Source organism: Prevotella corporis DSM 18810 = JCM 8529, from assembly GCF_000430525.1.
GTDB classification, from domain to species: Bacteria; Bacteroidota; Bacteroidia; order Bacteroidales; family Bacteroidaceae; genus Prevotella; species Prevotella corporis.
In genome coordinates this window covers 25527-46699 of record NZ_AUME01000019.1, presented here as the reverse complement: position 1 = coordinate 46699, position 21173 = coordinate 25527, and the positions used below count along the sequence as shown (strand labels likewise).

The following is a 21173-nucleotide window of genomic DNA, read 5'->3' as shown; positions in this document are numbered from 1 at the left end:
ACAAAAACATTATGACCGCAGACGAATATTTAAAACTTGGAAACGAGTATCGCAAGAAAGGTGATTTCCCAACTGCAATGAATAATTACATGGAGGCAATAGAACTCGATCCAGATTCACCTGCTGTAGAAGCTAAAAAGATGTTAGAGGACATCCTCAATTTCTATAATAAAGACGCATATAATCCTTAAAAACAAAAACAATGAGCAAGATGAAGGGAGCTATTGTCGTTAATACCGACAGATGCAAAGGATGCCAATTGTGTGTCGTTGCATGTCCAAAGAATGTAATTTCTTTGGCTCAGAAAAAAGTGAATGCCCATGGCTACCCATACGTGGAACCATCCAATGCAGAGCTTTGCATCGGATGTGTTTCATGTGCAATTGTGTGTCCTGACGGCTGTATTACAGTTTATCGTAAAAAAGTGGAGGAATAATCATGGCTGAAAAACAGGAAGTAACATTGATGAAAGGTAACGAGGCGATTGCTCACGCTGCCATCCGCTGTGGAACCGATGGCTATTTCGGCTATCCGATTACTCCACAAAGTGAAATTATCGAAACGCTGGCCCAGCTGAAGCCTTGGGAAACAACTGGTATGGTTGTATTGCAGGCTGAGAGCGAGGTCGCTTCTATCAACATGATATATGGTGGTGCAGGAGCTGGTAAGCGAGTATTGACCTCTTCTTCCTCACCTGGTGTGGCTTTGATGCAGGAGGGTATTAGCTATATGGCTGGTGCAGAACTTCCTGGGGTCTTTATCAACGTTCAGAGAGGCGGTCCTGGTCTTGGAACTATCCAACCAAGTCAAAGTGACTATTTCCAAGCAACACGTGGTGGTGGTAACGGAGACTACTATGTTATTGTATTGGCACCAAACTCCGTTCAGGAGATGGCTGACTTTGTTGATCTGGCTTTTGAACTCGCATTCAAGTACCGAAATCCAACAATGATTCTCTCAGATGGTGTCATCGGGCAGATGATGGAGAAGATTGTTCTTCCGCCTATGAAGCCACGCCGCACAGAAGAGGAGATTAAGAAAGAATGTCCTTGGGCTGCTTTTGGGCGAGCAGGTAAGCGCGCGCCAAACATCATCACATCCCTGGAGTTGAAACCTGAGGTTATGGAGGCTCGTAACATCCATTTACAGGAGAAATACAAAGAAATCTGTGAGAAGGAAGTCCGCTATGAGACGACCAATTGCGAAGATGCTGAATACATTATCGTAAGTTTCGGTAGTGCTGCACGTATCGGTGATAAGGCGGTTGAGCTTGCAAGAGAGCAAGGGATCAAAGCTGGCCTTTTCCGTCCGATTACTCTTTGGCCATTCCCAAGCACACAATTGCGCGAAGAAGCTAGGGGAAAGAAGGGTATTCTTGTAAGTGAGATCAATGCAGGGCAGATGGTTGAGGACGTTCGCTTGGCCATCAACGGTGCATTGCCAGTAGAACACTTTGGACGTTTGGGAGGTATCGTTCCCGATCCAGAGGAGATAGTGGAGGCATTAAAAGAAAAACTGATTAATAAATAAGGAGGAAAGCCTTATGGCTAACAATATAATTTCACCAGAAAATCTGGTGTATTCAAAGCCAAAGTTGATGAATGACACGACAATGCATTATTGTCCCGGTTGTTCACATGGCGTAGTACATAAGCTCGTGGCAGAAGTAATTGCTGACATGGAGATGGAAGAAAAAAGCGTTGGAGTATGTCCTGTGGGATGTGCTGTCTTTGCTTATCGATATCTTGACATCGATTGGGAAGAGGCTGCTCATGGCCGTGCACCAGCGGTTGCAACAGGCATCAAGCGTTTGTGGCCCGATCGCCTTGTATTCACTTATCAGGGTGATGGCGACTTGGCTTGTATTGGTACCGCCGAGACTATCCATGCATTGAACCGAGGTGAGAATATCACCATTATTTTCATCAACAATGCTATTTATGGTATGACTGGTGGACAGATGGCACCCACGACTTTGATAGGTCAGAAGACCGCAACATGTCCTTATGGTCGTGATCCTGAAATCCATGGTTACCCTCTCAATATGACAGACTTGGCAAGCCGTTTGCAAGGAACTTGTTACGTGACTCGCCAAAGTGTGGATAATGTCGCTTCTATAACTAAGGCTAAAAAGGCAATTCGTAAGGCTTTCGAGGCAAGTATGCAGGGTAAGGGTAGCTCATTGGTGGAAATTGTTGCAACTTGCAATAGCGGTTGGAAGCTAACTCCTCCAAAGGCCAATGAGTGGATGCGTGAGAATATGTTCCCTCAGTATGTCAAGGGCGACTTGAAGGATACAACCGGAATTTAGTCATCAAAAATGATTTTGACACATGAAAAAGGAAATTATTATTAGTGGCTTTGGTGGTCAGGGGGTACTCTCTATGGGTAAGATTCTGGCTTATTCAGGCCTCATGGAAAATAAGGAAGTTAGTTGGATGCCAGCTTATGGCCCTGAACAGCGAGGTGGAACAGCCAATGTCACTGTTATTGTGAGCGACGACCGTATATCCTCACCTATTTTAAGTAAGTATGATGTGGCTATTGTGCTCAATCAGCCTTCATTAGACAAGTTTGAACCCAAAGTAAAGCCAGGCGGTATTCTTATCTATGACGGATATGGCGTTATGACTCCACCGCAGCGCAAGGATATCGAAGTTTATCGCATTGATGCCATGGATAAGGCAGCAGAAATGAAAAACGCAAAAGTCTTCAATATGATTGTGTTGGGTGGTCTGCTGAAAGTTTGTTCTGTTGTTAGTACAGATGGCTTGAACAAAGCCTTATACAAAACACTTCCTGAACGTCATCATCACATGATCCCCTTGAACATGGAAGCCGTTGAAGAGGGGCAAAAAATTATTACAAAAGTATGAGAAATGTGTGATATAATTTAATATATTTTTTATAACTCTCTAATTTGTTTTGGAGGATTCAAAGCAGTGAATGCTATGGAGTCCTCCTTTTCTATTTTGGACTAATAAAACCTTCTAAGACTTTATTATATAGGAATTATTCTCGCTATTTTTATCTTAAATTGCTCAAAAAAGCTCTTTTTGTATGATTTGACTGCACTTTTTGTGAAATTTATTTGGTGGTGTGAGTATTTTTTTATTACTTTGCACTCGTAAATAGATTGAAATTCATTTAAATATTAATTAATTCAGAGAGACATGAAAAAGTTAGTTTTATTGTTTGCTGCCGCTACATTGGCAGTTTCTGCCTCAGCACAGACTGTGTCAGAAAGCAAGACCTTTGATAACATCTACATTGGCATTAATGGAGGTGTTGCAACAAAGACAACTGGTCATAAGTGGTTGAGCGATCTCAATCCTAATGCAGGACTTCGTATCGGTCGTTACTTTACTCCAGTTTTCGGTATGGCTATCGAAGGTAATGCATATTTCTCAAACAAGCCTTGGGCTTCTACAGGTACTGTAGTTCGTGCTATCAACACTCAGTTGTTGGGAACAGTTAATTTGAGCAACTGGTTTGGTGGTTACAAGGGCGAGCCACGTGTATTTGAAGTAAGTGCTCTCTACGGTCTCGGATGGGGTCATGTATTCAACAACAAGAAAAACATGGAACCAATCAACCGCATGACATCGAAGGCTGCTCTTGACTTCACATTCAACTTTGGTTCTGCAAAAGAGTGGCAGTTCTACATCGAGCCATCAATCAACTTCGCATTCCTTGGTCAGAGCCGTAACCGCGCAGAGGCTGATGGTAAACCACTTGCTTCAGGTGCTCAGTATGGTTTCAAGACAACTACAAACGGTGATCAGCCTACTTACAACATCAATAACTCAATGGTTCAGTTGAATGCAGGTTTCATTTACAAGTTCGCGAATTCCAACGGTACACATAACTTCACTATCGTTGTTCCACGCGACCAGGCTGAAATCGATGCTTTGAATGCACAGATCAACGAACTTCGCAACCGCAAGCCAGAGGTTATCACTAAGGAAGTCATTAAGGAAGTTCCAGCTGTTAAGGAACTCACTGTATGTGACTTGGTATTCGTAACATTCGCTCAGGCTAAGTACAACTTGACAAACGAGGCTAAGAACGCTCTTGATAAGATCAAGGAAGGCAGCCACGTTCAGATTGTTGGTACTGCATCTCCAGAAGGAAATCCACAGTTCAACCAGACATTGTCTGAGAATCGTGCTAAGGTTGTTGCTGATTACCTTACAAACCGTGGCGTTGTTGTTGACGAGGCTACTGGTAAGGGTGTACAGGGTACAACATCTAACCGCTTGGCTGTTGTTTACGTAAAGTAATACAAGACAAGTTTCCAAAGTTAGTAAATTAAATTACTATACTTCGCCTCTGGTGCAATTAGCATCAGAGGCTTTTTTATAAGAATGGTATTAGTCTCATGTTCTGTTCTATTGAATTACTTGTGGTTGTCCAGTGTAAGGTTAGTTGAATATTATGATGCTTTCTTCAGCTTGTTCTACGTCCATTGTTGGAAAATGCAAACGTCATTATTTCAAAGTCGTGCTATTTCATCGTTCTTTTCTTATAAAATTCGTACCTTTGTAATTGTTAGTTTCCTTACAAATAATATTATATACTATTTATTATGAAAAAATTCCCCAATGTTGGATGTTATTCTTACGTAGCAGAACCGTTTCATTGCGATTTCTCAAAACGTTTGTTTATAGGGCACCTGGGGAACCACATGCTCAATGCCGCCGATTATCACAGTAGTGATCGTGGTTATGGCATGCACTTTCTTAACTCCATCAATAGGACATGGGTGTTGAGTCGTCTTGTCATTGAAATGGACGAATTACCATCCATGTATGATAAATTCAATGTAGAGACCTGGGTTGATGGTGTTATCCGAAGCTTTACCAGTAGAAATTTCAAAGTGGTAGGTACCGACGGACGTGTGTTTGGCTACGGTAAGAGCATCTGGGCGATGATAGATACTGAGTCGAGACAACCTACAGAAGTCCAGAAGGTAAGCAACGGCATAATAATGGATTATATAGAAACTGACTATCCGTGCCCCATAGAAAAATCATCGAGGATAAAAATTGGAGCAACCGCCCCGCTTGTGGCTTCGATTGATACTCATTATTGCGACGTAGATATCAACGGGCACATAAATTCAGTCAAGTATATTGAGCATGTGCTGGATATCTGGGATGTGGAATGGTATCGTAAGCACCACGTCAGACGGTTTGAGATCGCTTATATTGCCGAGGCTCATCAAGGTGACCAATTGAAGTTTTATCGTGAGAAGCTGGCCAACTCTGATCAGAAAGAGTACTGTGTGCGAATTACAAAATGCAATTCCGACGGTGAGTCGGAGGTCTGTAGATCGAAAATCTTTTTTTAGAGATTTTTTCCCTGTGTAAATCTTTGCTCTTATTTTGAGTGTCTCATCTAATCAAATCAGCTTCAAAAGCTTGTTAGCAATAGGTTGATAATCAATGGAATGTGATTCTCATTGCAAAAGGTGAGCTATTACGTCGTAATAGGCCAGCTTTTGTGACTCAAAAGGTCATCTTTCGTAGGACAATAGTTGAGATGCTCTTCTCCAAAGAGGCTCGAGATATTGGAGAGAGGTTATCATGTAATGCTAACCAATGCCTGATTACCTGGAAATAAGGAAATGACTGCAGCGAGAATAAACTCGTTACATGAGAATTTCCTTGTCAGTTGTTAATGTTTCCCTTGCCGTTCAGTTGAATGTAGCTGCCATCCATATAGACCTCCTCTTCATCTAACAGTGTCTTCAGTGTTTTTCCAACAATCTTATCATCGTCAATCGGTTGGTCTGTCCTGATGTTCTTGAGTTCAGTAATCATGTGTCTTTCTCCGTCAGCCAACAAATTCAGTATCTTTTCCCTGATTTCTTGTTGTGTATCGCCTTGTTCTTCTTGTTTATGAGCAAGGCACACATCGCACTGCCCACAATCTTCTGTCCTGCTTTCTCCGAAATATCTGAGTAGTTGCCGGCTTCGGCATACATAATCGTTTTCAGCATATTTGATGACAGATGTGATTCGTTCGGTAAATTTCTTCTTGCGTGCCTCATAAATTTCTTTCCCAAGTACCACATTCTCACCATCTTCCCGGTCTCTTGCATATCTGATGATAGGGATGTTTTTTCTTGGTATGAAGTCGAGTATTCGTTTCTTGCTTAGATTTTGCAATATATGATAGGTTTGGTTGCGGTCGAATCCAGCCTCCTGAGCTACATAGCTCTCGTCGATGTAGCAATAGTCTGAGAACAATCCACCGTAGTTCCGCAATAGGGCAGTGATGACTTCGTTCTCGTCTTTAGAAAGAGAGTCAAGTCTGTAGAGGTCGTCACGGTTTAGAAGGAAATGAATCCTTGCTTTCATGTCTGGATCAGTCTCATATTCAATGTAACCCGCTCTGCTCAGGAGATGGAGTGCGGCGTTTACCTGAATGGGAAAGTGCTTGAAGGCAACGCAGAATTTGTCAATTGGAAACTCATAGGTGACATCTTGCCCGCTACCGACTCCCAGTTGATAGAAGTAGGCCAGGTGGTCATATACTGATCGAATATAATCCTTTGGAGGGAATGTGTCTTCTATTCTTTTCCGGAGGTTGCGCTCATCGTAATTTCTTGTATGGAGAAGTATGGCATACGACTTTCTCCCATCTCGTCCGGCGCGTCCTGCTTCTTGGAAGTAGGCCTCAAGCGAACTTGGGAAGTCTGCATGGATGACAAGTCTGACATCGGGTTTGTCTATACCCATACCGAAAGCATTGGTAGCTACCATCACCCTGATTTTATCGTTCTGCCAGTCGTTTTGTCGCTGCTCTTTTACTGTGGGCTCTAAGCCCGCATGATACCATGTTGCTGATATATTAGCTTTTGAGAGTAGGTTTGCGATTTGTTGTGTGCGTTTCCGGCTCCTGCAATAGACGATGGCCGCACCGTTCACCGCTTGGAGTATGTGTAAAGTTTCTTCAAATTTATTTTCGGTCTGCCGCAATACGTATGCTAAATTTTTGCGCTCGAAGCTCATCGTAAAGGCATTCTCTTCTTTGAAAGCCAGCCGTAGTTGTATGTCTTTGATGACTTCTGGAGTGGCCGTAGCCGTCAGCGCAAGTATTGGGGCATCGGGAATTAGTTTTCTGATGTTTGCAATTTCGAGATAGGAGGGCCTGAAGTCATAGCCCCATTGACTGATGCAGTGGGCTTCATCAACTGTGATGAAACTCACTTTCATGTGTTTTAGCTTGATTTGAAAAAGCTCTGATGATAGTCTTTCAGGCGAGACATAGAGGAGTTTCAGTCCTCCGAAGATGCAGTTTTCTAATGTGGTGACGATCTCATCGCGCGACATTCCTGAGTAGATGGCTGCCGAGCGGATGCCTTGATGCTTCAGGTGGTCCACTTGGTCCTTCATCAAGGATATAAGGGGAGTTATGACAATGCAGACGCCTTCTTTACTTATAGCCGGCACTTGGAAAGTAATCGATTTTCCACCGCCAGTAGGCATCAGTCCAAGAGTATCCTTTCCTGCTCCGATGCTTTCAATCACTTCTTTCTGGATGCCTCGGAAGTCAGGATATCCCCAATACTTATGAAGGATTTCCTTGTATGTCATTTGTTGCTGTAATGTCAGGGCCAGTTTGGCTATTCATCTTCAGACGGTCGAATGCCTTCAATCTGAAGTTGGACAGCTCCACGCTTGAAAATGTTGTCTTCAATAGTGTAGGCAATGTCGAACGAGCGCTTTGACTTGATATAACGTGCCGAATCGCTCTGTCCAAATGCAATGCCGTTCATTACGTTGTTTGATTTGGAATCGACGAGTTCTAATTTGATATGCTCTTGTTCGCGTCCGACAACTTTACTCGTACCAAAGTCAAAGACGTTCTTCGTGCAGAAGAGAGGCTTTTGGTTTCCGGGGCCGAAAGGGGCAAACCGCTTGAGGTCGTTGTGGAGCTTCTTCGTGATATCCTTGAAATCAATGAGCGCATCAATGTTGAGAATTGCTTCTGTCTGTTCCGGCTGGATATGTTCGTCAACGTATTGCTGGAGTCTGATGCGAAATTCCTTGACGTCCTTCCATTTAAGTGTCAATCCAGCAGCATAGGTGTGTCCGCCAAAGTTGAGTAGCAAGTCGCTGCAACTCTTGATGGCAGAATAGATATCGAATCCTGCGACACTGCGAGCTGACCCCGTGGCCAACTCTCCGTCTTGAGTGATGACGATAGTAGGGCGATAATAAATTTCCGTGAGCCGTGAGGCCACAATTCCTATGATACCTTTTTTCCAGTGTTCGTCGTACAACACGATACTGTTCTGATGTTTCTGACTTTCCAATCGCTCAACAATTTGGTTCGCCTCATCGGTCATCTGCCGGTCAACATCCTTCCGTTTCTCGTTGTATTCGTCAATGTGTTTGGCTTCGAGAAGTGCAGTGGGAAGATCGCGCTCGACAAGCAGGTTGACGCTTTCACGACCGTTCTCCATGCGTCCGCTGGCATTGATGCGTGGTCCTATCTTGAAAATAATGTCGCTCATCGAAAGCTCGCGTCCGTTCAGTCCGCAGATGTCAATGATGGCCTTTAGACCAATACTCGGGTTCTGGTTAAGTTGTTTGAGACCGTGAAACGCAAGAATACGGTTTTCTTCAACGACAGGTACTAAGTCGGCTGCAATGCTCACTGCGCAAAAGTCGAGTAGGGGAATAAGACGAGAGAATGGAATGTTGTTGTTCTTCGCAAAGGCTTGCATGAACTTGAATCCCACGCCGCAACCGCACAGATTCTTGAAAGGATATGTGTCGTCTGGTCGTTTGGGATTTAAGATTGCTACTGCAGGAGGCATTTTCTCGTCTGGCACATGGTGGTCGCATATAATGAAATCAATGCCCAACTCTTTGGCATACGAGATTTCATCATTGGCCTTTATGCCACAATCAAGTATGATAATGAGCTTCACCTCAGTATCCTTTGCATGGTCTATTGCCTTTTTGCTGACTCCATATCCTTCTTCGTATCGGTCTGGGATATAATAGTCAATGTTGGAATAGAATTGCCGAAGAAATTTATACACCAATGCTACAGCCGTGCATCCGTCAACATCATAGTCGCCATAGACCATAATACGCTCTTTTCTGCCCATGGCATCGTTCAGCCTATCGACTGCAATGTCCATGTCTTTCATAAGAAATGGATTAATGAGGTCGGATAGCTGAGGCCGGAAAAACCTTTTGGCCGCACTCTCTGTGGTAATCCCACGGTGTATCAGTAATGATGCGAGTGTTGGGCTCATGTTGAGTTTCTCCCCTAATTCCTTAGCTGCATTTGTCTGTTCGGTTGTAGATGGTGTGTAGTTCCATTTAAAATGCATTTTAATTGTTTTTTATTCTGACCGTAAAGGTACAAAAAAAAAGCGTAAGTCTATGTAGATTTACGCTTTTTTAATTACTGTCCTTTTATCTGTTTTCAGATTGTAAAATAAGGACGGATTTATTTGGATTGAGGTTTAGAGACCCATTTTCTGACGTATGTTTGCTGGGATGGCATTCTTGTTGACCATGTAGTCCATGGTGTTTGCTGCAATGAAATTCTTGCTCATATACCAAACGCCCTTGTATGCGCCTGTCTCACCCCATGAGTTCTTAACCATGTAGTATTCCTTACCGTTTTGGTCTTTGGCAATACCGAAGATCAGCATACCGTGGTCGTCAGTGAGTTCCCAGTTGTCGTAACGATTCTGGCGCTGCTCCTGTGTTGGAGTAATTTCAGGTACGTTAACACCAAGTTCGTCGATGATGTCACGTTTCTTTGAAGCTGAAAGGCCAAGCCATTTAGCCATATCGCTGCCATGCAAACTTTCAACCTTCTTACCATCAACCATGTATGCGAGTCCGTCGCGTGTGAAGCCTGGCTCACTAACATCGCCACCCCAAGCAATGCAGTAACCGTTCATAACGGCATTGTCGATGATTTCCATCATTTCGTTCATTGGAAGGTTGTGAGACTGTGGCATACGCCAGTTATCTTGTACCTCAACAGCGAATTTTGTATAGAATGGGTGGTGTGTGTAAGAAGTCACAGTGACATAGTCGTTCCAATCCAAACCAAGGCTTGAAGCGAAAGACTTCGGAGTATATTGCTTTCCTTCGTAAGTAAAGGTCTCTGGGCACTTTCCGAGATAAGCATCGAGGATTCCCTGGAGACCATGCTTCCACTGATTAGAAATCTTACTTGCCTTGTTTGTTGCAACAGCGTTCACGTATGGTTCCATCACTGAGAAGAACTCGTTGAAGTTGTACAAAGAATCACCTGTGAGTGAGCCTGGGAAAGGCATAGCGTTTTCAGGGCAAATACCATAGTTTATCATGCAATACAATGGGTCATAGCAAGAACCACCCTGAGCAAATTGGGCATCGCCGTGCATGCGAACGACGGTTATTGCTCTGTCCATGTATGTCTTGTTGGCAACGAAGCTTTCGCAAAGGTCATAAGTCTTGCCAGTTTTTCTCAGGATTTCAGCTTCAAAGTAAGCTAATGTAGAGTAGTCCCAGCACGTACCTGAGCGATTTTGGTTCTTGATGCTTGTGATAGGATTTTCCTTCACTACAGTGAATACGGGCTTGTTACTTTTCTTTGTCCCCTTCTTAGGAGCAGCAGCGTTCATGCTTGTCGTAAAAACAGCGAGCAATGCGAATACTAAAACTTTTCTCATAATTTTTGAATTTACCAGGCTATCATCGGTTAATGATGTACGTCTGGTTTGTTTAAATTGTAGTTTGTTTAATTATTATGGTTTATTTATAAATCTATTTCTGAATCTCTGATTAGGCATTCATGTAAGCTTCGACGTCTTTTGGAAGATAAGGGATACGGTCTTTACCGATGAAACGACATCCATCCTTTGTTATCAGTATGTCATCTTCAAGGCGAATACCTCCAAAGTCTTTGTAAGCATCAAGCTTATCAAAGTTGAGGTACTCCGAACAGTGCTTCTTCTCTCGCCATTCGTCGATGAGAGCTGGAATAAAATAGATTCCCGGCTCATCAGTTACAACGAAACCTTCCTGAAGTCGTCTGCCCATACGCAAGCAATTTGTTCCAAATTGTTCAAGGTTTGGGCGTGTCTCTTCATCGAAACCAACGTAGATTTGTCCGAGCGCTTCCATGTCGTGGACGTCCATTCCCATCATGTGACCAAGTCCATGAGGCAGGAACATGGCATGCGCGCCTGCTGCTATGGCTGCATCTGTGTCTCCCTTGGCTAAACCAAGTTCTTTCATTCGGTTAAAGATGATTCGGCAGATAGCGAAGTGAACATCAGCATATTTTATCCCAGGCTTAGCCAGTTCTAAAACTGCGTCGTGAGCTTCTACCACCACATTGTAAATGTCTAATTGCCTTTGTGTGTACTTCCCATTTACAGGGAATGTGCGAGTGTTGTCCGAACAATAGTGATTGATGGTCTCTCCTCCACAGTCGCAAAGCACCAATCGGCCATCTTTCAACTCTGCCATTGACGGATTTCCATGCATGATTTCCCCGTGCTGTGAGAAGATTGTTGGGAATGAAACCATTGAGCCGTGGGAGTTGGCCACTCCGTCAACATTTCCAGCTACAAACTTCTCTGTCAGTCCTGGCTTTGTCAGTCGCATGGCAGTCGTGTGCATCTTGTACCCAATGATAGCTGCGCGTTCCAATTCTTCTATTTCCTCGGCTGTCTTGACCGAACGCATCTTCACGATCGCATTGATGAGTTCGAGACTGGCAGATTCCTTTTGCTGATTGGGATGAATTCCTATCAGATCGAATATCTGGATTTTAATGTCTGAACGATAAGGGGGAAGAAAATGAATCTTTCTTCCGCTGCGCATAGCATTGCTACAGATAGTCTTCAGCTCTTTCATAGGGGCTGAGTGCATCACTCCGACTTGCTCTCCAAGTTCTTTTACTGTGTCAACACTTCCAAACCAGACAATGTCTTCTATGTCAATATCATTGCCTATCAGTGTTTCTTTGTTTTCATCAATATCGATGACACCAACGAGTCCTTCTCTTTTCTGTCCGAAATAGTACAGGAATGATGAATCCTGACGGAATGGAGAGTATCCATTCGCTGGTGAATTTACTGGCGACTCGTTGTTGCCAAAAATAATGATAATGCCGTCTTTCACAAGCTTCTTTAGCTCAGCACGACGGTCTATGTACGTTTCTTTGCTAAACATATTGGCTTTTTTTCGTTGTTTAGCTGCAAAGATAATGAAATTTCTACTAATTTCCTTAACTTTGTACTCAAATTAATCAGTTTTTTATGCTTATCAACAAAAATACGGGTTTGGTGTTGGAAGGCGGTGGCATGCGTGGTGTTTTTACGGCCGGCGTTCTCGATGCGTTCATGAAGTATAATTTTTATTTTCATTATGTCGTGGGAGTGTCGGCGGGTGCATGTAATGGCTTGTCCTACATGAGCCGTCAGCCCGGCCGTGCTCGTGTTTCCAACATTGATTTATTGGCTAAATATGATTACATCGGGTTGCGCCACCTCGTTACCCAAGGTTGTATATTCGATCCTGAACTTCTCTACAAACGCTTTCCCTATGAAATTATCCCCTATGACTACTCATCGTATTTCAAGAATGTACAAAGGGGCGATGTCTATGAGATGGTTACAACAAATTGCCTTACTGGTCGATGTGAGTATCTTCAGGAACGAAGTGGTGACAGCCGCCGGCTGAACGAGCTGGCCAGAGCATCGAGCAGTCTTCCCTACGTCAGCAAGATTGTCAACATTGACGGGATTCCCATGCTTGACGGAGGTATAATCGATTCTATACCCGTGTTGCGTGCAATTTCAGCAGGGCATGAGACGAATGTTGTCATCTGTACGAGGAATAAAGGATGGAGAGACCAGGGTAAGGACCACAAGTTGCCGAGATTCATCTATCGGAACTATCCCAGACTAAGGGTGGTGTTGAGCCATAGGCTGAATGCCTACAACCAGCAATTGGATTTGGTTGAGGACTTGGAAGCAAGTGGAAGGATTGCGGTTATCCGCCCCGAGAGTCCGATTGTGGTAGGAAGGATGGAGAAGGACATTCAGAAACTGGAAACTCTCTATGACGAAGGATTCCGATTGGGTGAACGATTTCTTGTCGAGCATGGAGCTTAATTGCTATGTATGGCGATTAAGCTCCAAGTATTTTTTATACTTCTTCAATATATTTGGGAGATGGCCCGTACTTGTTGGCCTCTGGCTTGCTGTCCAACAATGTGAAAATAAAGGTGGCAACACCGACAATAAATACCAGAAGGTACAATATCAGCACGCTGATTCCTGCGGTAGGATTTTTGCTGAATCCATCGGCGATTACCTTTGAGATGGCCATGGGATCGTTGTCCTGTGCCGCATCCATAATTTCTTCAAGAGGTACGGTTCCGAAGATGAGGAATCCAATTCCTATCATCAGTAGTGCGGCAATACCCCACCACCAACCACTTCTACCAGTGTCGTGCAGACGGCGGAACAGCATGGAAATGCAAGCAATCATGATGAAGCAAGCAGCTATTTGTCCGATGATGGGAATCAGATTTACAACAAAATAGCAAATCATCAGTACCAGATAGCCCCACCAATACTCCGAACGGCGGATGCGTCCTTTGAACTGAAACATTTTCTTGAAAGCGTTGATTGCAGCTTCTTTGAAACCTACTTGAGGTAATTCTTTAATTTGTACCATAGTCTGTGATTATTTGGTGAATAATTTTAGATTATACTCATTTCAGCAAGTCGGGGCGCAGGCATTTTGTCCGCTCCATGGCTTGGTCAAATTCCCATTGTTTGATTTTCGCTTCGTTTCCGCTAAGAAGTATTTCGGGAACCTCCCATCCTTTGTAGTTCCTGGGGCGTGTATAGATTGGAGCCGAGAGAATGTTGTCTTGGAAACAGTCGGAGAGTGCACTTTGTTCGTCGCCGATAACTCCTGGGACTATTCTGACAACAGCGTCTGCGATGATGGCCGCTGGCAGCTCGCCTCCCGTCAGTACATAGTCGCCGACGGATATTTCTCTGGTGATGAGGTGGTCGCGTACTCGTTGGTCGATGCCTTTGTAGTGTCCCGCCAATATAATAAGGTTGCCACCCAGTGACAGTTCGTTGGCTATCTTTTGGTTGAAAGGCTCGCCATCGGGTGATGTGAAAATCACCTCGTCATAGTTGCGTTCTTCTTTCAGTGCGCTGATGCATCGGTCGATGGGCTCAATCTGCATCACCATGCCTGCTTGTCCTCCGAATGGATAGTCATCCACACGCCTCCATTTGTCTTTAGTGTAGTCTCGTAGATTGTGCAAGCGAATCTCTGCAAGGCCTTTCTTTTCAGCTCTTGCCAATATGCTCTCATGGACAAAGCCTTCAAGCATTTCTGGTAAAACAGTGATGATATCTATTCTCATATACAGCTACAAAGTTAACAAATATTTCATTAGAGACATTAATGATTAGGATTTTTTTGTAACTTTGCAGCCAAATTTTAATACCAAACATGTAAACCTATGAAAAGAATCTTTTCCCTCGCCATTGTTTTGATGGCAGCTTTTGCCTCGGTACAGGCTCAAAACGTACAATTACACTATGACCTTGGTCGCACCCTCTATGATGATTTGGACAGTCGTCCATCTGTCACCACTACGGTAGAGATGTTCAAGCCAGACAAATGGGGCTCGACTTTTCTCTTCACTGATATTGATTATAAGAACGATGGTGACGTGGGGGCTTATTGGGAGATTGCCCGTGAGTTCAATCTGTCAAAGAATAGGCGCTGGGCAGCGCACGTGGAGTATAATGGTGGTCTTGCCTCTGGAGAAGTGCCAGCTGGCTATTATGCCAACCGATTTCAGCATGCATTCCTCGCTGGTGGGGCATGGAACTGGGCGAACAAGGATTTCTCGAAAACTTTCAGTGTGCAACTGATGTATAAATATTATTTCAAGAATGCGCATACGGGTGTCAGTCCTTTCAGCGGTTTCCAGTTGACCGAAGTGTGGGGAGTGAATTTTGCCAAAGGGTTCTGTACGTTCTCCGGCTTCTGCGACCTGTGGTACGACCCGACGGTAAATGGCAAGCTCATTGTGCTTTCCGAACCGCAGTTCTGGTTCAATATGAACACCTTGAAAGGATGGGATAAAGTCAACTTGTCTCTCGGTTCTGAGATTGAAATCAGCAACAACTTCGTGTGGAACGACAAGGGTAGGAATAATAAGTTTTATGCCATCCCGACGATAGCGGCTAAGTGGACTTTCTAATTATTGTTGGGTCTACAGGTACTGTCTTGTAAAAGTGTGTAAGCTCCTTTTTTTATCTTTGTATTTTAAGGACACGACCTACCTCTTTTGTTTATGACATCTCACTTGTCAGATTGAGATGTCATATTTGTCCGATTGAGATGTCTCAATTTGAACTTTACCACGAGAAAGGGCTATCCTACATTTCATTTTTATGTCTTTTTGAGCTTTACTGGACAGCAATATATTTACTTAAGCCCAAACCTGTCAGCATTGTTTCTGATAACGGTTTGGGTCTGTTCTTTCTCCTCTGATAGAATGTGTGGCTTAGGAGATTTCTGCATTTTCTATTGCTTCAGTAATTTCAGGTGAATCGCTCTATAAACTGTTCCTCTGAGATAATCTCAATGCCGAGTTGCTTTGCTTTTTGATTCTTTCCGGAGGAACTGTTCGTGTTGTTGTTGATGAGGAAACTGGTGGATTTTGATACGCTGCCAGTTACTTTTCCTCCTTGGCTCTCAATATAAGCTTTCAGTTCGTTGCGGTTTTTGTAGTGTTCCACATCTCCCGTCACAACAAACGTGAGTCCTTGGCAGAGCGTGCCTTTGTGTTTCGTAGAAGTTTGCGAGACTTCGAGCTGCGTAAGCAAGTCGTCAAGCTGTTTTTGATAGTTGGTATCTTGCATCCAGCCCACGAAACTTGAGCTTTTCTCAGGCCCGATGCCGTCGATTGTTGAAAGAAGGGTAGGGTCTTTTGCCGTTCTGGCTTTGTCAATGAGCTCAGATAGGGGATAGGTGGCGAGCAGACGGGTGCAGACATCTTGTCCGATGAGTGGTATGTTGAGAGCGAAAAGTAACTGTCGGGCTTCCACTTTACGTGCCTTCTCAATGGCTTTCAGCAAGTTGGCCACGCTCTTTGCTCCGAATCCATCCATAAGACGCAACTCATTGGCATGCTCTTGGAGCTGGAAAAGGTCGGAATATTCGCTCACCCAGCCAAGATTAATGAACTTCTGTACGGTCTGTTCTGACAATCCGTCTATGTTGACACCTTCTTTTGATACGAAACGGGCGAATTTTTTCAGTTGTTTGGCAGGGCAGTCGGTGTTGGTGCAGTGAAGCGTCTTGGTGCCACTGCTCTCGCTTTCGACGACTTCCGTCCGTGCTTTGCAGACAGGACATGAGTCTGGGACGGCGAAAGTTCCCATCTTTTCCACTACATTGATAACCTTCGGGATAATCTTGTTGGCTTTAATCACATCAATGCGTGTGCCTTTGTCGCCGATGCCTAACCGTTCGCACTCTGAGATGTTGCAAAGGCTCGCACGTCTGACGGTCGTTCCCTCCAATTCTACTGGCCTGAACACGGCGACGGGTGAGATAGTGGAGGCTGCGCATGACCATTCAATATAATCAAGCTCAGTCTCTGCGCTCTCATCCTGCCATTTGAAGGCATATCCGGCCCGCGTTGCGTGGTGACCCGTCACCGAACCGCTTGCCGCATATGCGGTATCATCATACGAAATGACAAGTCCGTCAACAGGATAGGGATTGGTACGGTTGATGACAAGTTCAGACCATTTGCCTATTACCTTATCTATATTGTCGAGAGTAGGAATCGCAATCAACTCGTGCTCTACGGTTTTAAAGCCGTTTGACTCAAGAAATTCCATCTGTTTCCCCCACGAATTGATGTCCTCCTCGCTATAAACGAGTGTGAAAGGTATCCAGCGGATGTGCCGTGCCTTAACTTCGTTCACGTCTTTCAGCGTCAACGAACCAGAGGCAAGGTTGCGGGGATTGGCATACTCCTCATCGGCCTCCATATTAAATTGCTCGAAATCAGCATAGCTTATCACCGCCTCTCCTCGTATTACCAGATGACCCTTGTTGTTGATGGTGGGCAGAATGCCATCAATGGCTTTGCTGAGGTGGGTGATATTGGTGCCAACATGTCCATTTCCACGTGTCACCACCTTTGTTAGCGTACCATTGTCATAAGTGACAACAAGCGTCAGTCCATCGAGTTTCCATGAAAGCCAGATCGGACGATGTTCCGCCCACTTCACAAGGTCTTCTATCTTTTTGGTTTTTGCGAGCGAAAGGGTGGCAAACTCATGCTCTTCCTTTGCGCCGGCTACGTCATCGGCGCTGACATTTATGGTCGGGGAATCCGGAAGGATAGTGCCAGTCTCTTCTTCCAGCTTCTTAAGCTCGTCGAAGGTAGCATCCCATTCATGGTCGGACATGAGCTCGCCCTGTCCATTGTAATAAGCGTCGGACGCTTGGTTGAGCCTTTCGACGAGAGCCTGCATGACTTTGAGTTGATTTTCTTGCATAACTATTTGTGATTGTTAATCAAAAATGAGGTAGAATTTCATGGCTTGTTTTTGGAAGTCTAATACATTGAGTAGCTTCCTCCGTCACTCTCACAATATTTCCGCAGCAGTTCTTGGATGAATTCAGCATTCTTGCGAACCGTTGCCTCATTGCCATCGTAGCCGTTGATGAGTACTACGAGATGCGTGGTGTTGATATCTATCTTCGTGCGCTCGTTGTCAGAAGTGGGCGTTCCTACGCCTCCTTGAGCGTCACGATATACTGGGAGTCCATGAATGTTGATGTAGCCGCGTCCGATACCTTCGTATGGCTCTCCTTCCTTGCCAATACCGAGGGTGAGTTTGTTGCCTACAAACTTGCCAGCATCAAAACCGCCGATACTGTATCCGTAGGCAATGGAGGCGAGATTGATAAGATCTACCAGCGTGTTGATTTGGTAAAGTTCCTTGCCTTGTAACATACGGCGGATCAGTGACTCCGAAGCTGGCCTATAACGCGAGGGATCTTTGCCGCAAGCACGATATACTTTGCGTGTCGCCGCTATCCCAGAAAGTTCTTTCAGACTTTCTGTTGTCAGTTCTTTCCTAAACTTTTCGCCAAGGGAGTTGATTTCCTCCCATAAGACTTGGCAGTATTTAGAGTTTTTCACCTGTGCATCGACGCATGCGCCAACGAAGTTTGGACATACGGTTTCTATCTCTTTGCTAACTATAACCTCCATAACATGTCGATTAATTTCTTATCTGCCTCAGTCCATTCCAGGGAAGAAAATTCCTCTGTTGTGAGCCATTTTGAGTCCAAATGTGCAAGTAACTTGAAGTTATTGTTGCGTGCCATACATTCGTATGCTGTTAGATTGATGATGAAATCTGGGTACTCATGTTTGATAGTTCCAAGTCGGCGCCCTACAAAGATATCCCAATCCATTTCCTCTCTTATCTCCCGTCGCAGAGCCTCGTAGTCATTTTCGTTGTCTTCTACCTTTCCGCCTGGAAATTCCCAGTGTTCCGAGGTGTAAGAAGGGCCTTTACGCAATCTCTGTGTGCAGAGATATTTGTCTCCATCACGCATGATGGCGCACACAACATTCATTCTTTTCTTTTCCATGTCACATTGATTTTGCTACAAATTTACTATAATTTATGGAAAATGCCATTCAATTTCAGAAAATTCCCTCAACAATTCGTTATGACTGATAACTTTTGATTATCTTTGCGTTTGTTTTAAATTTATATGAAAAATGTCAACTCTAACAATTACAATTATTGTCGTCTTCGTTTTGGGCTACGCACTGATAGCTACAGAAAGCTTGACGAAAATCAACAAGGCCGCTATTGCATTGTTGATGTTTGTATGCTGCTGGACCCTCTATGTGTTTGAGCCAGCTCCTTTTGTGCAGTTGATGCACCCTGACTTCAAAGGTGTGGGTGAGGAGGTTACACAGTTTGTGAACGACGTGATAACCCATCATTTGGGTGATACGGCAACGACCTTGTTTTTCCTGATGGGAGCCATGACCATCGTCGAGATAGTCGATCAGAATGGTGGTTTCAATTGGGTGAAAAATGTGATGAAAACCAAGTCCAAGAGGGGATTTATGTGGCGAATTGCCTTCATGACGTTCATTCTTTCCGCAATTCTTGACAACCTTACTACAAGTATTGTGATGATTATGATTTTGCGCAAGCTCATTCACGACCACAACGACCGTATGATATACGCCTCGTTGATAATCATCGCTGCCAATTCAGGTGGCGCATTCTCGCCAATTGGCGACGTAACGACCATTATGCTTTGGAATGCAGGTATGATTACAGCTGCTGGTGTCATCAGTGAGATTTTCATTCCTTCGCTGGTGTCTATGGTAATTCCGGCTTTGATTCTCCAATATATGTTGAAGGGAGATATTGCCGGGAGCGTTGACACACACGAGGCTGCCAATGACGAGGCGGAATTTGATAACAAGCAGCGTAAGTCAATCTTCGTTATCGGTGTGGGCGGACTCTGTTTTGTGCCAATCTTCAAATCAATCACCCACCTTCCCCCATTTATTGGCATCTTACTCGTACTGGGTGTGTTGTGGACCGTGACAGAACTGTTCTGTCGCCACCAGCATCGTAAGAAGGGAGGTGGTGAGGACTTTGCCAAACGTGTAACCAACATCTTGAGCAGAATAGACATGTCAACTATTCTGTTCTTCCTCGGCATATTGATGGCCGTGGCTTGTTTGCAAGAAATCGGAGTTCTGACCCAGCTGGGAGGCTCTTTGAATACTGTGTTCAATGAAAATCACTATGCCGTTACGGGCATTATCGGTGTGCTTTCGTCAATTGTCGATAACGTTCCGTTGGTAGCCGGTTGCATGGGCATGTATCCTATTCAGGCCATGGGCGATATGTCAGTAGATGGTATCTTTTGGCAGCTTCTCGCTTATTGTGCCGGCGTTGGTGGCTCTATGCTCATCATCGGTAGTGCGGCGGGTGTTGTCGTTATGGGATTGGAGAAAATCACTTTCGGATGGTATATGAAGAAAATCTCATGGATAGCTTTTGTTGGATATATTGCTGGTATTTTCTGTTATTGGCTTATCCGTACTTATATCATGACAACCCCAATCTAATTCATTTTAAAGTATCATTACCGAGGGCATCTTTCCATCTGTGGGAGATGCCCTCATGTCGTTCATGACTCTTTTTCGGGATATTTTTTATTCGAAGAAAATCGATAAGTATCTTTATTCTGATTGTTGTGCTGGTGTTTTGCAATCGATTGGAAATCAGAGTTGTATGAGTCGTTTGTTGAAAGCTCATCTTCCGCTTTGCAAAAGGTGAGCTTTGGTGTTTCAAAAGCTCACCTTTCAATTAGTGATAGATGAGCTATTGGAATGTCAGAGAAAAATCGTCACCAGATGATAGCTGATTTTTTTTATTTATAATACTAAATATCCTTGCAGAATAACTCTGAAATCGGTAAGTTTGCAGCGACAATTCAATTCAAGAATAAAGATATGAACAGATGCGAATGGGCAACAACCGACCCACTGCTGCAGAAATATCACGACGAAGAGTGGGGTATCCCTGTACATGATGATCGTGAACATTACATGTATATGCTCATGGAGAGTATGTCATGTGGGCTCTCATGGTTGTTGATGCTGAAGAAACGTGAGGTTTTCAGAGCGTGCTTTGCCAATTTCAACTATGAGAAGGTGGCACGATTCACCTCCAACGACGTGGAGCGGATAATGAATACGGAAAACATGATACGGAGTCGACGCAAGATTGAGGGCATGATTGCCAATGCGAGAGCCTTCATCAAGGTGAGAGAGGAGTTCGGAACATTCGACAATTACATTTGGCGCTTTTCCAAAGGCGAGACCAAGGTCTATTCTTCGCATAAGAATAAAACATGTGTGAGTAACGGCTTGAGCGACAAGGTGTCGAGCGACTTGAGGAAAAGGGGATTCAAGTACATCGGGACGGTAATCACCTACAGTCATTTGCAAGCCATCGGAATGATTGACGATCATCAGGAAAATTGCTTTAAGTACCACGGCAAGTAACTTATTCTCAA

At 44.2% G+C, this 21173-nt stretch carries 20 protein-coding genes; 11 read left to right on the top strand and 9 right to left on the bottom strand.

Annotated elements, in window-relative coordinates:
• Positions 1–11: 11 nt before the first annotated feature.
• From H515_RS0105005 to H515_RS0104975, 7 genes are all read left to right on the top strand, one after another.
• Positions 12–191 carry a tetratricopeptide repeat protein gene (locus H515_RS0105005; RefSeq protein ID WP_025876033.1) on the top strand — a complete coding sequence of 60 codons (180 nt, stop codon included), beginning with the start codon at positions 12–14 and terminating at the stop codon, positions 189–191.
• An 11-nt stretch (positions 192–202) separates the two neighbouring features.
• A complete protein-coding gene (locus tag H515_RS0105000) occupies positions 203–436 on the top strand; it encodes a 4Fe-4S dicluster domain-containing protein (RefSeq protein WP_025876035.1) in 234 nt (77 codons plus the stop codon).
• A 2-nt stretch (positions 437–438) separates the two neighbouring features.
• Positions 439–1530 (top strand): 3-methyl-2-oxobutanoate dehydrogenase subunit VorB, encoded by a 1092-nt coding sequence (locus H515_RS0104995; protein ID WP_025876037.1) that lies wholly within the window; start codon positions 439–441, stop codon positions 1528–1530.
• A 13-nt stretch (positions 1531–1543) separates the two neighbouring features.
• Positions 1544–2311, top strand: coding sequence for a thiamine pyrophosphate-dependent enzyme (locus H515_RS0104990; RefSeq protein ID WP_025876039.1), 768 nt, complete (start codon positions 1544–1546; stop codon positions 2309–2311).
• Between the two features lie 22 nt (positions 2312–2333).
• Complete coding sequence (locus H515_RS0104985) at positions 2334–2876, top strand: 2-oxoacid:acceptor oxidoreductase family protein (protein WP_025876041.1); 543 nt, start codon at positions 2334–2336, stop codon at positions 2874–2876.
• A 297-nt stretch (positions 2877–3173) separates the two neighbouring features.
• On the top strand, positions 3174–4283 hold the full coding sequence (locus H515_RS0104980; RefSeq protein WP_028901663.1) for an OmpA family protein: 1110 nt from the start codon (positions 3174–3176) through the stop codon (positions 4281–4283).
• A gap of 305 nt (positions 4284–4588) precedes the next feature.
• Positions 4589–5353: an acyl-[acyl-carrier-protein] thioesterase gene (locus tag H515_RS0104975; RefSeq protein WP_025876044.1), complete on the top strand. Its 765-nt coding sequence runs from the start codon at positions 4589–4591 to the stop codon at positions 5351–5353.
• A gap of 319 nt (positions 5354–5672) precedes the next feature.
• On the opposite strand, the gene H515_RS0104970 is transcribed toward H515_RS0104975, so the two are convergent.
• The 4 genes from H515_RS0104970 to H515_RS0104955 form a co-directional block, all read right to left on the bottom strand.
• Entirely contained in the window at positions 5673–7604 is a 1932-nt protein-coding gene (locus H515_RS0104970; RefSeq protein ID WP_028901662.1) for a RecQ family ATP-dependent DNA helicase, read from the bottom strand.
• A gap of 29 nt (positions 7605–7633) precedes the next feature.
• Positions 7634–9358, bottom strand: coding sequence for a single-stranded-DNA-specific exonuclease RecJ (gene recJ, locus H515_RS0104965; protein WP_028901661.1), 1725 nt, complete (start codon positions 9356–9358; stop codon positions 7634–7636).
• Between the two features lie 135 nt (positions 9359–9493).
• Positions 9494–10699, bottom strand: coding sequence for a C1 family peptidase (locus H515_RS0104960; RefSeq protein WP_025876045.1), 1206 nt, complete (start codon positions 10697–10699; stop codon positions 9494–9496).
• 112 nt (positions 10700–10811) lie between these two features.
• A complete protein-coding gene (locus H515_RS0104955; protein WP_025876047.1) occupies positions 10812–12209 on the bottom strand; it encodes an aminopeptidase P family protein in 1398 nt (465 codons plus the stop codon).
• Between the two features lie 86 nt (positions 12210–12295).
• Here H515_RS0104955 and H515_RS0104950 point away from each other — a divergent pair, with 86 nt between their 5' ends.
• Positions 12296–13153: a patatin-like phospholipase family protein gene (locus H515_RS0104950; protein ID WP_025876049.1), complete on the top strand. Its 858-nt coding sequence runs from the start codon at positions 12296–12298 to the stop codon at positions 13151–13153.
• 34 nt (positions 13154–13187) lie between these two features.
• Here the strand turns inward: H515_RS0104950 and H515_RS0104945 are convergent, their stop codons facing one another.
• Complete coding sequence (locus H515_RS0104945; RefSeq protein ID WP_025876051.1) at positions 13188–13721, bottom strand: DUF805 domain-containing protein; 534 nt, start codon at positions 13719–13721, stop codon at positions 13188–13190.
• 37 nt (positions 13722–13758) lie between these two features.
• Entirely contained in the window at positions 13759–14433 is a 675-nt protein-coding gene (gene trmD, locus H515_RS0104940) for a tRNA (guanosine(37)-N1)-methyltransferase TrmD (protein WP_028901660.1), read from the bottom strand.
• Between the two features lie 99 nt (positions 14434–14532).
• Here trmD and H515_RS0104935 point away from each other — a divergent pair, with 99 nt between their 5' ends.
• Positions 14533–15282: a nucleoside-specific channel-forming Tsx family protein gene (locus tag H515_RS0104935; protein WP_025876053.1), complete on the top strand. Its 750-nt coding sequence runs from the start codon at positions 14533–14535 to the stop codon at positions 15280–15282.
• 343 nt (positions 15283–15625) lie between these two features.
• On the opposite strand, the gene ligA is transcribed toward H515_RS0104935, so the two are convergent.
• From ligA to H515_RS0104920, 3 genes are read right to left on the bottom strand one after another with little or no spacing between them, the layout of a single operon-like run.
• Positions 15626–17599, bottom strand: coding sequence for an NAD-dependent DNA ligase LigA (gene ligA, locus H515_RS0104930; RefSeq protein ID WP_025876054.1), 1974 nt, complete (start codon positions 17597–17599; stop codon positions 15626–15628).
• A gap of 59 nt (positions 17600–17658) precedes the next feature.
• Positions 17659–18321, bottom strand: a complete 663-nt coding sequence (locus tag H515_RS0104925) for a B3/B4 domain-containing protein (RefSeq protein WP_025876055.1) — start codon at positions 18319–18321, stop codon at positions 17659–17661.
• A complete protein-coding gene (locus H515_RS0104920) occupies positions 18309–18707 on the bottom strand; it encodes a (deoxy)nucleoside triphosphate pyrophosphohydrolase (RefSeq protein ID WP_025876056.1) in 399 nt (132 codons plus the stop codon). The genes H515_RS0104925 and H515_RS0104920 overlap by 13 nt, the downstream gene beginning before the upstream one ends.
• Before the next feature lie 133 nt (positions 18708–18840).
• Between H515_RS0104920 and nhaD the strand changes: the two genes are divergently transcribed.
• On the top strand, positions 18841–20220 hold the full coding sequence (gene nhaD, locus H515_RS0104915; RefSeq protein WP_025876057.1) for a sodium:proton antiporter NhaD: 1380 nt from the start codon (positions 18841–18843) through the stop codon (positions 20218–20220).
• 387 nt (positions 20221–20607) lie between these two features.
• Positions 20608–21162, top strand: coding sequence for a DNA-3-methyladenine glycosylase I (locus H515_RS0104905; protein ID WP_025876059.1), 555 nt, complete (start codon positions 20608–20610; stop codon positions 21160–21162).
• Positions 21163–21173: the final 11 nt, after the last annotated feature.

Excerpts from the sequence above, each read along its gene's own strand:
- H515_RS0105005 (WP_025876033.1), top strand. The coding sequence starts at position 12 with ATGACCGCAGACGAATATTTAAAACTTGGAAACGAGTATCGCAAGAAA.
- H515_RS0105000 (WP_025876035.1), top strand. The coding sequence starts at position 203 with ATGAGCAAGATGAAGGGAGCTATTGTCGTTAATACCGACAGATGCAAA.
- H515_RS0104995 (WP_025876037.1), top strand. The coding sequence starts at position 439 with ATGGCTGAAAAACAGGAAGTAACATTGATGAAAGGTAACGAGGCGATT.
- H515_RS0104990 (WP_025876039.1), top strand. The coding sequence starts at position 1,544 with ATGGCTAACAATATAATTTCACCAGAAAATCTGGTGTATTCAAAGCCA.
- H515_RS0104985 (WP_025876041.1), top strand. The coding sequence starts at position 2,334 with ATGAAAAAGGAAATTATTATTAGTGGCTTTGGTGGTCAGGGGGTACTC.
- H515_RS0104980 (WP_028901663.1), top strand. The coding sequence starts at position 3,174 with ATGAAAAAGTTAGTTTTATTGTTTGCTGCCGCTACATTGGCAGTTTCT.
- H515_RS0104975 (WP_025876044.1), top strand. The coding sequence starts at position 4,589 with ATGAAAAAATTCCCCAATGTTGGATGTTATTCTTACGTAGCAGAACCG.
- H515_RS0104970 (WP_028901662.1), bottom strand. The coding sequence starts at position 7,604 with ATGACATACAAGGAAATCCTTCATAAGTATTGGGGATATCCTGACTTC.
- recJ (WP_028901661.1), bottom strand. The coding sequence starts at position 9,358 with ATGCATTTTAAATGGAACTACACACCATCTACAACCGAACAGACAAAT.
- H515_RS0104960 (WP_025876045.1), bottom strand. The coding sequence starts at position 10,699 with ATGAGAAAAGTTTTAGTATTCGCATTGCTCGCTGTTTTTACGACAAGC.
- H515_RS0104955 (WP_025876047.1), bottom strand. The coding sequence starts at position 12,209 with ATGTTTAGCAAAGAAACGTACATAGACCGTCGTGCTGAGCTAAAGAAG.
- H515_RS0104950 (WP_025876049.1), top strand. The coding sequence starts at position 12,296 with ATGCTTATCAACAAAAATACGGGTTTGGTGTTGGAAGGCGGTGGCATG.
- H515_RS0104945 (WP_025876051.1), bottom strand. The coding sequence starts at position 13,721 with ATGGTACAAATTAAAGAATTACCTCAAGTAGGTTTCAAAGAAGCTGCA.
- trmD (WP_028901660.1), bottom strand. The coding sequence starts at position 14,433 with ATGAGAATAGATATCATCACTGTTTTACCAGAAATGCTTGAAGGCTTT.
- H515_RS0104935 (WP_025876053.1), top strand. The coding sequence starts at position 14,533 with ATGAAAAGAATCTTTTCCCTCGCCATTGTTTTGATGGCAGCTTTTGCC.
- ligA (WP_025876054.1), bottom strand. The coding sequence starts at position 17,599 with ATGCAAGAAAATCAACTCAAAGTCATGCAGGCTCTCGTCGAAAGGCTC.
- H515_RS0104925 (WP_025876055.1), bottom strand. The coding sequence starts at position 18,321 with ATGGAGGTTATAGTTAGCAAAGAGATAGAAACCGTATGTCCAAACTTC.
- H515_RS0104920 (WP_025876056.1), bottom strand. The coding sequence starts at position 18,707 with ATGGAAAAGAAAAGAATGAATGTTGTGTGCGCCATCATGCGTGATGGA.
- nhaD (WP_025876057.1), top strand. The coding sequence starts at position 18,841 with ATGTCAACTCTAACAATTACAATTATTGTCGTCTTCGTTTTGGGCTAC.
- H515_RS0104905 (WP_025876059.1), top strand. The coding sequence starts at position 20,608 with ATGAACAGATGCGAATGGGCAACAACCGACCCACTGCTGCAGAAATAT.